The organism is Vibrio maerlii, from assembly GCF_003415655.1.
Classification (GTDB): domain Bacteria; phylum Pseudomonadota; class Gammaproteobacteria; order Enterobacterales; family Vibrionaceae; genus Vibrio; species Vibrio maerlii.
In genome coordinates, this window is record NZ_QRHC01000001.1 from 56,828 (window position 1) to 73,372 (window position 16,545).

General features: G+C 43.9%; 7 protein-coding genes. All 7 read right to left on the bottom strand.

From position 1 onward, the window contains the following. Window positions 1-27 precede the first annotated feature (27 nt). The 7 genes from DPF91_RS00245 to DPF91_RS00275 all read right to left on the bottom strand — a co-directional run bounded on the left by DPF91_RS00245 (window position 28) and on the right by DPF91_RS00275 (window position 16,513). Window positions 28-5,415: a response regulator gene (locus DPF91_RS00245; protein WP_164683958.1), complete on the bottom strand. Its 5,388-nt coding sequence runs from the start codon at window positions 5,413-5,415 to the stop codon at window positions 28-30. A gap of 145 nt (window positions 5,416-5,560) precedes the next feature. Then, a complete protein-coding gene (locus tag DPF91_RS00250) occupies window positions 5,561-7,129 on the bottom strand; it encodes a response regulator (protein WP_241033724.1) in 1,569 nt (522 codons plus the stop codon). Window positions 7,130-7,418: 289 nt separating this feature from the next. Next, window positions 7,419-9,410, bottom strand: coding sequence for a flavohemoglobin expression-modulating QEGLA motif protein (locus tag DPF91_RS00255; protein WP_117232432.1), 1,992 nt, complete (start codon window positions 9,408-9,410; stop codon window positions 7,419-7,421). A gap of 157 nt (window positions 9,411-9,567) precedes the next feature. Then, window positions 9,568-9,783, bottom strand: coding sequence for a hypothetical protein (locus tag DPF91_RS00260; RefSeq protein ID WP_123766745.1), 216 nt, complete (start codon window positions 9,781-9,783; stop codon window positions 9,568-9,570). Window positions 9,784-9,987: 204 nt separating this feature from the next. After that, window positions 9,988-11,961 (bottom strand): GGDEF domain-containing protein, encoded by a 1,974-nt coding sequence (locus tag DPF91_RS00265; protein WP_117232434.1) that lies wholly within the window; start codon window positions 11,959-11,961, stop codon window positions 9,988-9,990. A gap of 217 nt (window positions 11,962-12,178) precedes the next feature. Next, window positions 12,179-15,223 (bottom strand): DUF748 domain-containing protein, encoded by a 3,045-nt coding sequence (locus DPF91_RS00270; RefSeq protein ID WP_117232435.1) that lies wholly within the window; start codon window positions 15,221-15,223, stop codon window positions 12,179-12,181. 195 nt (window positions 15,224-15,418) lie between these two features. Then, window positions 15,419-16,513 carry an ABC transporter ATP-binding protein gene (locus DPF91_RS00275; protein WP_117232436.1) on the bottom strand — a complete coding sequence of 365 codons (1,095 nt, stop codon included), beginning with the start codon at window positions 16,511-16,513 and terminating at the stop codon, window positions 15,419-15,421. Window positions 16,514-16,545: the final 32 nt, after the last annotated feature.

The window sequence follows — 16,545 nt, forward strand, 5'->3', positions numbered from 1 at the left end:
CAGCTTCTCTATCGTTGGTTCTTCTGATTAAGAAATTTTCTGAAAAATCGTATCTAAATGAGCTTCACCGCTATCAAAGTCAAACTGCCCTAAACTATCGCGTAACGATTCTAGGTCACTACTTATATTAGCATCTAATGAGAACTCTAGGAGTTCATCCACGGCATCTCCCGCCGCAGAGTCAAACATTTCGACTTGCTCTTTGATGGCATTGAGTCGTGTCACAAGCTGTTCTTTACTCAAGAGATTCGTTGAGCCAGAACCGTTGTTGTTTGACTTAACGCTCGCCACAAACTCTTCGACATGCTGCTCGACCTCATCAAAGTCGTAGCTTGAAAGCGCATCCGATATCGCTCGGCAACTTGGTTGAGATTCATCCACACCAACCATATCTAAAATCTCATCAAAGGTGTCGGTTGAGGCACTATCAAAGTCTTCTACTTGTATTCTCAATTGAGTGATCAATTGGTCAAACCTTTCAGCATCAAACGCATTGGATTGGCCTTGCGTTTCACTATTCGCCAGCGCGTCATTGATGGCTAAAATCATCTTGCTCACTAACGTTTGAGTTTCCTCTAACATAGCCGAGACGTCGTCACTCAATTCACATGTCCCCTGCTCTTTCTGTGCATTTAGAGCGAGCTCAAGTTTCTCCGTAGGTGGAACAAGATAGTTTGCACCGATATTACCCCCGATACCTTTTAACGTATGGGCAACAATCACCGCCGTGGATATATCGTCGTTTTCGATGGCAGATGTTATACGCTCAATCGAATCGGCTTCTGATTCGACAACGCGCTTCAAGGACTTCTTATAAGCTTTAACGTTACCCGCCATTCGTCCAAGTGCAGCTTCGTTGTCAAAGCCTTCAACCTCAAATACTTCATCAGAACCACCGGTAAGAATGCCCTCTTCCATCGCTTCTGCATCCACGCCAATCCATTCGGCAATCGTTTTGAAAACTTGTTGTGGGTCAATAGGTTTAGCAAGGTGATCGTTCATACCCGCGGCGATACACTTCTCTTTATCACCCGCCATTGCATTGGCTGTCATTGCAATAATCGGCAGGTCAGCAAATTCTGGCTTCTTACGGATCTCACGTGTCGCTTCATAACCGTCCATGACAGGCATCTGCATATCCATCAGAACAGCATCAAATGCTTGCTCACTCACCATGTTTACCGCTTCTTGACCGTTCCATGCAGAAGTCACTTGTAGTCCAGCCATGGTCAACAACTCAATCGCTATCTCTTGGTTGATCTCGTTATCTTCAACCAGAAGAATCTTGGCGCCAGATATCGACTTGGTTGCCGAGAAGTCAAGCTTACCACGCTGCTTAACAGCATGACGGTCAGCTTGCTTGTTCATCACTTTCAGTACGATATCAAGAAGTGTCGAAGCACTGACTGGCTTAGTGATCGAACTGTCCAGATCAATATCTTCCGCCTGCTTAAGCATGTCATCACGGTCATAAGCGGTCACAATGACATACTTCGGCGGGTGTTGTAGGAAACCAGGCTGCTTGACTTCACGTCCAAGCTCAACACCACTCATCCCGGGCATTTTCCAATCCGCTAGCACCAGTTTATATGGATTATCTTCTGATTCGGCATACTTCAACTTCTCGAGGGCCTCAGCCCCTGAAGCTGCAAGATCTGGTTTAAATCCCAAGCTCTCAGAAAGATTAAATAAGATTTCTCGAGCTGCAATACTGTCATCCACAATAAGCACAGGAAGGTCAGTCAGATCGCTCGCTTGTGGAACTTGGTGATCGACCTGAGTTTCAGCTAAACCAAAGTTTGCAGTAAAGCAGAACACGCTACCTACACCCGATTCACTCTCAACCCAAATCTTACCGCCCATCATTTCGGTCAGTGTTTTACTGATTGTGAGTCCTAAACCGGTACCACCATACTTACGTGTCGTGGATGCATCAGCCTGACTGAATGACTGGAACAGACGAGCTTGCTGCTCTGGTGTCATACCAATACCGCTATCGCGAACGGAGAACTGCATTTGCACACCACTATCACCACGGCCTATTAATTCAGCTTTAATGATGATCTCGCCGTGATCAGTAAATTTGATCGCGTTGTTCACCAAGTTGATCAGGATCTGCCCCAAGCGTAATGGGTCACCACGCAGATCGACCGGGAGCTCAGTGGAGATATCGAGAAGGAGTTCTAAACCTTTTTGTTGGCTCTTCTGTGACACAATTTGAACTAGATTGTCGATAGTGTCATTCAAGTTGAAATCGATCATCTCAAGATCCAGCTTACCCGCCTCAATCTTCGAGAAATCCAGAATGTCGTTAATAATGCCGAGCAGGGATTCAGCTGAAGTTTGAATCTTTCCTACGTAGTCTGCTTGCTTACGAGTCAGGTCAGTCTGCATCGCAAGATAACTCATACCAATAATGGCGTTCATCGGTGTGCGAATTTCGTGGCTCATATTCGCCAAGAAATCACTCTTCGCTTGCGTCGCTTCTTCCGCTTTTTGTTTCGCTAAAGTCAGCTCTCGCTCCGCTTCTTTACGTTGAGTTGCATCGCGCACAATACCGGTGAACAACACTTCTGGTTCGATATGAGCTTCACTTACTGCCACTTCAATATCGACTTCAACACCGTCTTTGCGCTTGCCTTTGAGCTCAAGAAGGACGTTGTCACTCTCTTGTCCTAGTTTTTGCGTTGAGTATTCTTGATGAAAAGGTACGCCCATGAGTGCGTCTACTTTCTCACCTAACATTTCTTCACGTTCGTAGCCAAAAATGGACTCTGCCGCTGGGCTAAATTCTTGGATTTCTCCTTGAGCGTTGACCACGATAATGCCATCAGAGGCGTTATCAATAATGGTTCGAGTACGCTGCATCGCCACTTTCATGTCTTTAGTACGCTCTGCCACCAGCACTTCTAATTCACTTCTAGAACGATCAAGAGCGCGAGTCGCTCGCGTACCGATGCGAAGCGTAAATAGTGTGCTTCCCAGTAATAGCGTTAAAGAGACTAGGAGAATGGACCAAACGGTGTATTTGAACGTATTCAGCAGACCATAAGATTCTTCCGTGTCTACCTCGGCAACAAAACCAACACCGATGCTCTCATCCCAAACCCAAGCACCAGCTACCTCAACACCTCGGTAGTCACGATAACCTTGGATGTTGTAACCTGATTGCTTGTTCACCACATTTTGAGCCATCAAGGTCAAAGGCCAATTTGGGTTAGCAGGCTGAGGGTTATCCAATAAGTTAGTGCCAGGGTCAGCGATTCTAACGTTGAGTGAAGAACGCTGACCTTCTTCAAGGAGCCCTATTTCACGTAAGTCATCTTCAAAACGAACATTAGAGAGAAGTAGACCGGAACTATCTACCGCATATGCTTCACCACTTCGACCGATAAACCCTGCAGAAAGAACCGTAGAGAAGACACCATCAAAGTTTATACGCTTGGTGATGACCGCAATGGGCTCGTTAAACTCGTTCAATACAGGTGCGGCGAAGAACATTGTAGGTGGTTTAGGCTTACCTAGCTGCTCACCTGCCGCTTCAAGGTAAACATCTGAGCGCATAGGTGGGACAAAGACACTGTTACCGGCAAGCACTCGCTCTAGCAAGTCAGGTCGAGCTTGATGAATGACGTTAACATCACCGACATTGGTATCACGACGAGAAGCGACGTTTATCTTATCTGGAGAGATAACAAAGAACCCGTAGCTGCCAGTCTCCCCTTCTCGCTCTTTGAAGAATCGGCGCGTTTGGCTTTGTAGCGTGGAATCAAGCAACACTTCACGATCACGCGGTAACGCCACCAGCTCTTCGACAATCTTTGAAAGCTCTTTACTCTTGCCTATTTGCTCTAAGGCATTGAGCTCAAAGTTAACCCAGATAGCCATTCGTTCATGGGTGGAAGTGAGAAGGTTGTTTAAACTGTATTTCAAGGCACTCTTACTCTGCTCTTCTGCTTGGCGAGTAATGAGTGACGCTCCAATAATCAAGAAAATAGACAGAACAACTAAGCCTGTGAATAAAGAGCGCTTAAAGCTTTTAGAACCAAACTTAGTCGCAAGATCTTTATCACTTGCACGCAACACACGTGAAGTCACCCACGTGATGATAGCCAGAATGACCACGACTATACCGAAGACCATCCAGAATTTTTCCATGATGCTCTCTGGCTCAGCTAAATCTGCCGGTTGAACCGGATTGATCCAATCATTTTTGGTAAGGATCAAGTCTCGCAACTTCAGTGAATCCAACCCTTTCTGCAAAATGCTGTGCAGCATTGGGTGATTTTTATGCGAGAAGAGATGCAAGGTTGAAGGCGATACCACATCCTCATCGATAGCACGAAGGTTAGAAATGTTATTGCGCGCCATCCAATCTTGAACGACCGTTTCAGCATCGAGAATGGCATCAACTTTACCATCGAGCAGTAATTGAATCGCCTCGTCAATTCCTGGCGCCTCAACCACTTCAAGATTTGGGAACAACACCTTAATCTTATTGATCGTGGTATAACCTTCTGAAATTGCGACTCGGGCGTTTGCTAAGTCACTCGCTTTTTTAAACTGAGTATCGTGTTCATTGACAAAGAAAAGTTCGCGCACCAAGAAATATGGCGTTGAGAATTGCCCGTAACGCTTACGCTCTTCAATTTGGTATGCGTGTGGAAGTAAGTCGAGTTCGCCTTGATAGAAGCCTTCCAACAGGTTAACCCATGAATCTTGGTAGAGCTCAATCTGTAAGCCTGTTTTTTCGACAATTTGACCGACAATTTCGCCCGCTAGGCCACCCATGGTGCCATCAGCGTTAGTAAATAACATCGGCGGCCAGTGTTCGATACCAACTCGTATCTTATTATTTTTGATCCAAGCTTGTTCTTGCTCGGTCAGGAACAGTTCATCGCCCTGCAAAGCCGACTTTGCTCGTAATGCCGCGCGTGTTTCGATGTTACCCGCTAGCGCCAACAAATTCGCCATGTAGCGGCTTTTATAGTGATGGTATTCATCACTATTGATGATAGCCATTGCCGCTTGATTATCACCTTCAGCAACAGAGCCGATTGCTTCCATTTCAAGAATGATAAGAGATTGATTGGCAGCTTGCAGTTCACTAATGACTTCAGTGTCTTCAGCTTCTTGGCTACCGATGAGCGTATTAATAATTAAACCGAGCTTTGGCTCATACTCGTTGTAGCGGTCTAGCCACTTACGATCGCCTGAGAAAGCGTAGCTCAGTACTGATGAGGTTAATACCTCATCGATATATTTGAGCTCAATGACCATATTTTTAACTTGAGCTTCGGTCAACTCACCAGGTGGGGTAGCTTGCGCTTGAGGAGTATTCACACCCTCAGCATGCGCTGAGATAGTGAAAAAGAAAAACAGCGCTACCAGCATACTGCTCGTGACTTTTCGCAATGTCCTTTTCCATATAGGAAACAAAAAGCGTGACATAGTTAATACCTACTTAGTTATCTCAATACAACGCAGATAGAGCCGTAGGCCGCGTATCATCATTGATAGTAATTCGGATTTATTCCTTGGCTTTAGTCGATTAATCAACTTAGCCCTTAAAATCATGCTCTGATGGCATTTGTTCACCAGCCATAAAACGAACAGTCAGCGTCGTACCGACACCATCTTTGTTGTTCAGCTTAATCTTTCCGCCTTGAGCCTCGGTACAAAGCTTAGCTGAGTATGCGCCAATTCCCATACCATCTAACTTGCCATTGGTAACAAACTTGTCGAAAAACTGGCCGCGAATATTGATTGGTACTTCGCCAAAATTAAAAATGGATATAACAATTTCGTTCTCGATTCTGGCTGACTTAACTAAGACACGAGAATCCATTGGTGAGGCTTCAATGGCGTTTTTTATGAGGTTGGAATACATGGTGAAACTCAGCATTTCATCTCCCATGTAAATATGTGAAGGGTCGACATCCATTTCGATATTGATGTTTTTCTTTTGCGACAGCGCTTTGAAGCTTGCCGCAACCTTAGCCAAAATATCGTTCGAAGTAACCTCTTTCAGTTCTTCGTTGTAATCTCCTCGCTCAAGTGACGCCATAATGTCGTGATTCTTAATCATATTCATCATGATTTCAGAGAGCTCATGAACGATGTCTAATTCTTCGTTATATTGTTCATCTAATTGAATCAGTGGAATAGTCGAAAGCATCGCTGTAAGTGGGTTTCTCAGATCATGGTGAAAAGTGGTCGCGACATCTTCATGAACGCGGGCCGCATTAACCAAAGCATCCATCTGTTGATTCATCTTTTCTCGTTGGATAACCGCACGGATGTGCGTATCAACACGCGCATTCACAATCTCAGGAATGATTGGCTTAGAGATATAATCTTGGGCACCAAGCTCAAGCCCCTTCACCACATCTTTAGTCTCCGATAATGCACTAACGAAAATAATAGGAATAAACTCAGTATCTGGGTCAGCCTTCAATGCTCGACAGACCTCAAGCCCATCCATTTCTGGCATCATGATATCGAGCAAGATAAGGTCTGGTTGATCGATCTGCGCACAAATCTCCAACGCTTTCGCACCACTACGGCATACTTTTACCTTATAGCGATCCTTAAGCAGCTCTCCCAAAACTTGCAGGTTGTTCGGTTCATCATCGACGATAAGGATGGTACGTTCTTCAGACTTTTGCTTTTCAGCACGTTCATGTCTTAGACGCGAAATAGCACTTTTAGGAATCGGGGAAACAAAGGCTTTATGGACGCGATCAGCTAAATCTGCTTTAGAAAAGGGTTTAATAAGATATTCAGAAACCCCAGCCTCAATAGCCTCAATGACATCGCCTTGGTGGATATTGCCCGTGAGCATGATAAAAGGAATGCTCTTATAATAATCATCACGGCGGGTATATTTGAGAAGCTGCATGCCATCCATCTTCGGCATTTTCCAGTCAGAGACGATGATATCGACCAGCTGGTTTTCGAGACGGATAATCGCTTCTTTTCCGTCTTTAGCCTTATGGATAGTTTTAAAGCCCATTTCTTCAAAAGCATTATACAAAATGCGGGTTACTGCTTCGAAGTCATCGACAATCAGCACCGATAGGTCTTTATATGGTGAGTCAGCTTTCGCCAATCGATATCCTTGATACACCGCGTTCTCCTTCCCTGAACAACATCATTTTTTTCAAAATGGTTAACGATAAAGTTATATATTTAACCTTCTGTTTTCAACTAAAACCGCGATTTAATTGGTAGACTGCTGATTAGTTAACCAGGTATATCACAAATGATATACCTCCTATTGATTAATTTATAAATAACAAGAGCCACGAGAATGTGGCTCTTTATTTGAAGCGATTTCTAGTTATTCAATTCGTTTAATAGCGAGATTGTAATATTAACACCCAAAAACATTCATCTTGACAATTAATGAATGGCGATTAATGGATGCAATCTATCAGATATTCCATGATTGCGTTTTGTTCTGCCGGGTTCTCATAGGCGATGGGTACAAACTTCGGTTTCTGAATTATCTCACGGGTGATCAGTTCATCTAACAAGGGCTTAAATTCGAATGATGTTTTACCAACAAACATCGAAGTTAAATCACCTTCTTTATGAGCCTGAACCGCATCCTTCAGTCCTTTCAGATATAAGAAGTCTTTAGTAAAACCACCACCACGATAAACGCGCGAAGTGATAGTAAAAGCATTTTCCTCACCCAACCCGTAATCATGACGCAATAGGTTGTATGTATCGCTAAAACGCTCACCTTTAACCATATTCTCAACCGCGAGTACCCTAAGCGCTAGTGTCTTGAAGCGTTCAACAGAGAAACAACCCGCTAAGTATTCAGATAAAATAGCCAAACCTTCCTGGCTATGGGTGTTACCCGGTAAGCCAAGCTTTAATACTTTCAAGGTTTGCTCATTCGCATTCGCACTTGTTAGCACGTGAACGCCTAGTTCGTGGTGAATCAAGGCATCTAGCTCTTGTTGCGTAAAACATGCCGCTAAGTTTACTTTCAGCGTTTGTCCACTTACCAAAGCACGTGCAATAATCTTATTGGTACCTATGACTTTACAGTTCACACCATAGTCTGCCGCCGCTTGTTTAAACGCATCTATCGCCTCTTTGGCTGTGTAATTACGTTCATTTGGGATCTCAATATTCTTGGCATGGAGAATAAAGTTCGCATTGGCAATATCTTGCGCTTCAGGGCGACCATAATAACGCAATGAGTTATAACGGAACTCTTCAGTGCCAATGCCTGCCAGCAAGTCAATTCTCACCGCTAGCTGATCGATAACGCGGCGATACATCTTCTGAATATCGGCATCTCTTACATCATCGATTGGCAAACGATATAACTGTTCACGGAATTTGTACGGATCGAGATCCAACTGGCGATAAGTAAAGTTTGGCTGGTAATCAAAAGGACGGCGAAGGAAAGCTCGCTTTTCATGCTTCAAGTTTGCCGGTGTGATGTAATTCAGCGTATTGATGGATTTCGCCATCGCAAACAATTGACGGTCCAGTTTCAATACTTCTTTTGGCAGGCGAGAAGCGAGGATATCTCCCCGACTGACTTTTCTGCGGCTCGACTTGCGTAGTATGGTTTGTGCCGCATGCCCTGAAATTACCGACTTCATCTCTTCTTTGAGTTTTTCCATCACCAATGGGAAACGATCGCCCTTCACTTCATTCATGAACACTTTCTTAATGCGAATTGGCAACATTAGCGTATTGGGTAGGTGTTGCTTCACAAACAAAGCTTGATAATTACTGTGTTCCTGCGTCACACCAGAAATGGCTGTAACCTCAATATTAGGTAACTCAACAGCTTGCAGACGCGACAACATGTTATCGACTTCTTTAGACCATTTACGCTTATTGACCCAGTTAGTCACCAACTCAAATTCAGAACGATCGTTCGGCTGATCCTCGGCATCTAATCCACTCACTGCCGTGATGTCATACACAACGGAGAATCCGTGTAGCTTATTCAGCTCAGTCAATAAATGATTAAAGATGCGGTAATATGTCTGGTGCTTTTCAACCGCGATGGCTTGAATGGAAGCTAGAGCACTTTCTTCCCAAACGTCAGAGGCTTCGTAATGAAGCTTTGTGGTTGATTGTTCAGGTAGAGTTAGGTCGTACTCACAAAGCGAGTCTAACTGTTCTAGGATCACGGGAAGCGAGGACACAAGTTCTTCCGTGTATGGCGCTTCTAGCTTAAAGCGTTGCTCATCACTTAACAGACATGCAGGGGCAATCTCGCCTCGTAAGCGATGTCCACTATGAAGGACAGTTGCGACATACGGTTGGTATTCACTGATAGAAATGCGAAGACTGCCATCATTGAGCACAGCTTCGAATGGTTGCCGCTCATTAATTCTTTGATATATTTCGTGTTCTGTTAACTGCAACATCACTAACCTCAAGGGGAAACGTTTTCGGGTCTATTAATTGCAGATTATTTGTACGTATAAAGAAATGGAAACTATTAGTTTCTATGATATCGACAACTTTGATTAGGCATAAGTGGGAAGGTCTATAGGATTAAAATGTATCGTCGAACAAACAAGCTTAAGATGGCAGTGTGAATTTTTCTCCAGCAACAATGACTTTACACGCAATAATACCCTTTTGTGTACTCAGTAAATCAATACGGTAACAGACATTGTCAACAGCAGAAGAATCCGACTTCGCTTCATTGAATACGGTACTACATTTATAGTAAGTATCCTTAAGCCCTGCCTCATACTCGAGCGCACCCAGATCGTTCTTTTTATATAATTTCACTAACGTTGCACCCATAACAACACCTCAACTATCAGCACCATGATGAATTTAATACTTTAGAAGTAAGTTGTTAACACTGTGTTTACATAAATTAGGCTTGCCGCACAATATTTCGTTGACCTGCTCGTTATTGATATTATTAATTACTAATTCGAGCACTCGTTAGAAAGGAAAATTATTTATTCCAATAAGATTCCCAGAGTTTTATAAAATACCCCTTTTGCGTTCATACATATTCTCATCGGCATGCTTAAGAATATCTCTAAATAATTCACCTTCTGACAAACCTTCGGCAAACCCTATAGACAGAGATACTTGAATTGTATTGCCTAGATTATCTTTAACCGGTATTTCGGATAGTTCCTCTATCGCTGATTGGGTTTGCTCGGCAGTAAGACGTCCCACCAATACAAACTCGTCACCACCAATACGATAGGCTTGGCCTTCCCAATGGTGTTTAATCGCAATTGCAACATGCTTGAGAACCCTATCGCCAAAGTCATGCCCATAGGTATCATTAATTTGTTTAAATGAATTGACGTCTAAATAGAGTACTTTTATTCCGTAGGGTAAATTTTGGTTTGCTCTGCGACTTAACGCCCGTCTATTTTTTAATCCTGTTAGTTGATCGGTTATGGATTGCTGGTGTAAAGAATACAAAGCACCCGCAGCACAAAGTGCGAACAAAATGAAGATCATACTGAACTTTACACTGTAGTCGTGTTCAGCTTTATAGAGGTTTCGCCACTGAGGTTGAATATCGTACTGCTCAATAATAGACCTAACATTCACGATATTGATTGCTTTACTAAATAGCGCAGCCAGCTCTTCTCCCCTTTGGTTGTGAGGGAATGCAAAAGCAAGCTCGGCACTGTAGAAGCCACCAATAGCCTTCGCTTCGCCGATCAACAACGAAGTGCGATCACGGAGTAGGCGGTTCAGTGTCAACCTATCCATTGCGATGTACTCCACTTCATTACTGAGTAAAGCGGATATCAGCGCATTTTGATTGGGATAGCCTAAAAACTCTTTTTGAGGGAGGGAGTAAGAGAGCTTTTCTATCGCAAAATCATCATCGATGACTCCAATTCTTTCTGCCAGTAGCTCAGATACATGGTGGTAGACGTTATCCTTATACCCCAAACGCTTGACCAAAATAATTTCAGGGCTAAAAAAAGAACGGCTAAAGTGCACTCGCTTTCGGCGGGATTCAGATATCGACATGGGGCCAATAATGTCGATATTTTCGTTTAACAACTCTTGAAGCATCAACGTCCAGCTTTCATTTTCTTTGCTCAGGACATTGCATTGAACCGATAAGATGTCACAAGCCTCGAGAAGTACATCAACAGCAATACCACTTAACTCACCATTTTCTCCATAAATCACGTACGGATTAACGGTTTCAAACTTAACGTCGACCTTCTCATCAAGTTCGATACTGCTTTTAGCAAGTTCGTTTCGCAGTGAAGCTTGTCGAAGCTCCAATTGATAATTAGAAATAGAACGGTGCAGTTTACGCTGCATCTTAGGAGAGTGGATAAACTCAACGACACGCTCAAGTAATACCTGATGTTCATCACTACCTGTTACAATAGCAACCGGCTTTATACCCAATCGGTCATTCACTACCTTGGCTTGCAACCCAAGGGAAATAAAGGTGGTGAGATAATTAATCGGTGCAACAATAGCATCAACTTCATCCTGCTCAATCCAACTCTTCGCATCCTCCGTTTCATCAAAGTAATGAAGAATCAGGTCTGGATATTGATTTTGTAGAAGCTGACCAAAAACCGTGTTAATCGGTACGGCAACACTACCCACCTTTTCTAACTCAACTCCCGCTTCACTAAAAATGTAGGTGTACTCAATATTGGTAGGCTCTGAGAAATAAAGTGTTTTAGCTCGCTCACCTGTATAGGTTGCGTTTGGCGCAAAATCTGCGTCGCCAGACTCAATGGCATCCAATACATCACCGAAAGTTGGATAGCTATAGTAAGTCACATCGACACCAAACTCCTCAGACACCGAGTCAAATAGGATCTTTGCAACGAAGTCGTCAGCGGTGATAGCGATATCATAGTGTTGCTTACCTGCCTTTTCGGCCAATACCGTATCGCTTGCACGACAAACCAAGGAAATCAGTAACAGAAAGACAATCGATAACTTTTTAAACACTATAACGAGCCAAATGGTAATAACTTGATAAGTATAACACAGCGTTCCGTTTAGAGAGCTTCGTAATTAGCTCATTGTTTGGGTCACTATGGAAGCGCGCAAGTACTATGAATACACAAATGCCAACCTTTCAGTTGGCACTTTCATTATTCATTTCAACTAAATCAGTAATTTACATTGAACCATTTAGCTTAAATCCATAGAGCGACAATTACATTTATGGCTCAAGCGTTAACATCACTTGACTCGCATCGGTTTCAATATCAAAGCGACTATCTTTAAGGAAAATACGAGAAGCCGCGATATTTTGCTGTTCAACCAGATAAGCTTTCACATGCTGTGCGCGCTGTTGTGCAAGTACGCCCAATGCACCACTCTTAAGCTCTTGTTCATTTAAGACCAGATTATACATCGCAATATGCCAGCGCTTATTAAGCTCTACTTCTTCAATATTTTGTTCTTTTTGCGCGATTTCATCTGCAATATTCTGCTTTAACACCGTTGCGCTCTGACCTGATTGCTCACTGTATAGACTTTGTAAAGCCTCTGAAAGCGGACCTGAGTTAGGCGTTGAGCTAGCTGATAGAGTTGGCTCTAGTTGTTCTAGCGTCAAACCCGCTCGGTCTGCCAGTAGAGCCCTAAACTCCACTTGCACTAACGCTTGGCTATCGGCTTTCTCGTCAACACCACCATCGACACTCAGGTTAAGCATAGGGCGCTCAATCAAGGCTTTGCTTAATGTCGCTAGTTTCTCTTGCTGTTCATCAGTTAGTTCACTTGAGCCAAACTCAAACTCAACAATGTTCAGCTCTTCATCACTACCTGCTAGTCCAGCAATAAAGGAAAACGGCGCAGTCACCGCTTTTTCTATGATATTGGTGATGGCTTTCCAGATAACCGTTCCAATGCCAAACTCAGGATCATTCAAATCACCAGAGACATCCACCCCAAGATCGATTACACCATCAGTATCTTGTAGCAAGGCGATAGCAAGATCGAGTGGCAAAGAGGTCGCTAGATCACTCTCACTCGACTCGCCAAGTTCTAGTTGATCAATTACGACTCGATTACTTCCTTTAAGCTGATTATCTTCAAGCTGATAGTTCAGCGCTAAAGTGAGTTGCCCTCTATCTATGTAACGACCTGCGTATGTACCAGAGTATGGGTTCACGCTCGTCAGTTCAATGCCGTCAAAGCTGACGTCCAGATCCAAATACGGTTTTTCAAGCAGTGGATTCACGTCACCGACAATCTTAACTGGTGCGTATTTATCAACGCTACCTCGAACATCCACACTCGCCATCGTTCCTGGCTTGCTCGATATATTGGACACACTGCCTTCTAAAAGCTCAATACCCGTAGCAAAGTTTGGCGTCAAAGAGTTATCTGCAAAAAATGCGGAGCCTTTAGCAAACTCCACTTTACCAACGTTCAGCATAAAGCCTTGCGAATCCGGTTGTTGGTTTCCTTTTGGCGCTGACTCTTTGCTCGCTGAATCATTGGCAATGACCAGGGCACCGATGTTGGTCGTGCTGTCTTCATTAACAATCACGCGAGCATATGGTTGGTCTAGCTTAAGCGTGTCTATATCCAGGCGCTGCTGATTTAAATCAAATTTAAATTGATGCAGAGCCAGTTGCTGCCACTTTACAAATGGTGTCTTCAAACGGTTGTCGATGACAGAGAGTGAATCAACCGTAACGTTACCTGATGCAACCACATTACCGGATCCAGAGCGAACAACCTTAGTTTTCGTGCTTAACTTGCCCTCTTTGATCGTGGCATTGACTGTGGTCGCAACAAAGGGCTGAATCTGTTTAAGCGATAGTTGCTGCACTTCAGTCTGTGCTTCCACATCCAAGCTAATGAGATCCACTTCGCCCTTAGCCAAGATCGAGCCTTGTTGATTCACCTCTGTGGAAAAATCAAAAGCCAGAGGTTTAGATAGATCGCTTTTAAACTCCCCTAGCTTTAGATTTAGAGGTGTAATGCTCCAATGATTAAAGCCCTTGGTGATTGCATTTTCTTGGATGTCAAAACCAAAGTCAGAGAAGTTCACGCCACCAAGTTGAAGCAACCAAGGCTGTTTTTGTTCTTCAGAGGACGGCGCTTGAGCATCGCTTGGAGCGGGTTCCACTTCAGGAGGTAACGTTGGGGTAAAGAGTTCGACAAGATCCAACTTGTCTTTATTCAGACGTGCGTCTACCGCTAACCCAACCGCTGAGATCTCATCTATCTCAACTATTTGATTCGTTACATTCGTCGCGATATCTAAGATCTTTAGTTCAGGTAAGCTCACCACAGCTTTTGATTCGTCGCTAAAGGACAGCTCCGATAGATTGAACTGGCCATTCATCGTTTGAATATCGAGAGAGTCTTGCTCAACTGTTGTTCCAATAGACTGTACGATAGAAAAATCGGACGAAAAGCCGACGAAGCCTGAGGTTAAGTTTGCCTGAAACATGTGATCGACAAAGCCCCATACCCTTGGTAATTGAATACCTTGCACATCGAGGTTTGCATCAACAATGAATGGCTTAAGCTGGGTTTGCCCCTCTAACTGCAACGTTCCGTTATCAATATCGTTAACCGCTAACTTAAACCGGTTGGTTACACCGCCCTGCTCCAACAAATACTGGGTGTGTAAGCCACCAATTAAGAAATTAATATTCGGATAACTCAGGGTGACGTCCGTAACCTGGTCGTGGAAAGTGAATTCCGCGTCATTCAACTGCAATGAAGCAATAGAGACAGGGAAGATAGGCTGGTTTCTATCAACAGGTTTTTGCTCTTCTTCTGGCTCTACGGCACTTTCAGAAGCGCTTGCCTCGATATGCTCAATGATGTCAGTAAAGTTAAAATACGCCGGCTGTTCACTCAATCGAGCCACATGAGCTTCAAAGCCATCTAAATGAGCAAATTCGACGTTTATCTCCGCATTAAGAATGGAACGCCAAAAGTTTACTCGAGTGCCCAAGTACTCAAAGCCGGTAAAGGTTTTGGCTTGGTCCTGCTCTTGAATTCGTAGTCCCTGAATGGCGACCTCTAAGGTGAATGGATTCACGCGAACATCTTCGATCGTGACGTTACGGCCTAACAGCTCAGTCAGTTTCTCAGGCGCGACTTTCTTAACGGTATATGGCGTAACAACACCAAGAATCAGTGCATAAAAAAGATAAACAAGTACTGCGTAAACAGTAAGACGATAAACGCGATGTAATCCTTGGAAGCGACTCCATAACAGCGAAAGATTACCGAACATAGGGATACAGCTCCGTGCCAAATAGCTTTTGTTATGAGGATGTAATAATAATATTTCCCCGTACGGCATGTCTACAGAATACCGTCACATTCCCGCACAAGTTATCTGTGAATTTAACCTTACAGTTTGTATAAGAAAGGCAAGCTTTACGCTTGCCTTGATGAGTCGTTCAAATCGCTGCTACAAAGTAGAAAGCTAACGATGTTTTAAAGAGATCTCTTTGCTATCGAACAGATGCACTTTTTCCATATTTGCCGATAGCTTGATGTGCTCACCTTTGTGCAGATCCATGATGCCGGGTAGTTTGGCCACTATCGCTTCTTCGTGGTTCTCAACTCGGATGTGTAGCAGTGTCACCTCACCCAAAGACTCGACAAACAGAACTTTACCTTCTGCGAGTACAGGATCACCACCTTCTGCCAGTCTAAAATCTTCAGGACGAACACCTATATGCAGGTTATCACCATTTAGGGTTTCATCACTCTTGATTGGTACCTCAATCGCTTGCTGATTTTCAACGAGAACTTTAGACACCTCACCCGTCGCACTCATGGTTCCCTTCATCATGTTCATCGCTGGAGAGCCAATGAATTTTGCCACAAATACATTGGCAGGATCGGTGTAAAGCTCTAACGGTGTGCCAACTTGCTCAATTCGCCCCGCTGACAACACAACGATACGGTCAGCCAGTGTCATCGCCTCGACCTGATCATGCGTTACATAGATCATCGTGGTTTCTGGCATTTGTTCTTTCAGGTTGGCAATCTCGATACGAGTCTGTACACGCAGCGCCGCATCCAGGTTCGATAACGGCTCATCAAACAAGAACACCTTAGGGTGACGAACAATGGCTCGGCCAATCGCCACACGTTGACGCTGACCGCCAGATAGCGCCTTTGGTAAACGACCTAGGTACGGCGTTAACTGAAGCATCTCTGCCGCTTCATTAACACGACGATCAATCTCGTCTTTAGGCTCTTTGGCAATGCGCATTGCAAAGGCCATGTTGTCGTACACGGTCATGTGTGGATACAGCGCGTAGGTTTGGAAAACCATCGCAATACCCCGCATCGCCGCTGGCATATCATTGACCACTGCGTTTTCAATGCTCAAGTCACCCGAAGTAATGTCTTCAAGGCCTGCTATCATCCGCAGTAGAGTCGATTTGCCACAGCCCGATGGGCCAACAAAAACGATGAACTCACCTTGGTCAATATCAAGGTCAACTCCATGAATGACTTCGGTTTCACCGTAAGCTTTTTTAATATTTTTTAGCGTTAAGCCTGTCATTTCTATTCTTCCGTAATTCTAAAATCTGAAAT

Bases quoted from the DNA above. Each gene is read 5' to 3' on its own strand.
- DPF91_RS00275 (WP_117232436.1), bottom strand. From the start codon at position 16,513: ATGACAGGCTTAACGCTAAAAAATATTAAAAAAGCTTACGGTGAAACC.
- DPF91_RS00270 (WP_117232435.1), bottom strand. From the start codon at position 15,223: ATGTTCGGTAATCTTTCGCTGTTATGGAGTCGCTTCCAAGGATTACAT.
- DPF91_RS00255 (WP_117232432.1), bottom strand. From the start codon at position 9,410: ATGTTGCAGTTAACAGAACACGAAATATATCAAAGAATTAATGAGCGG.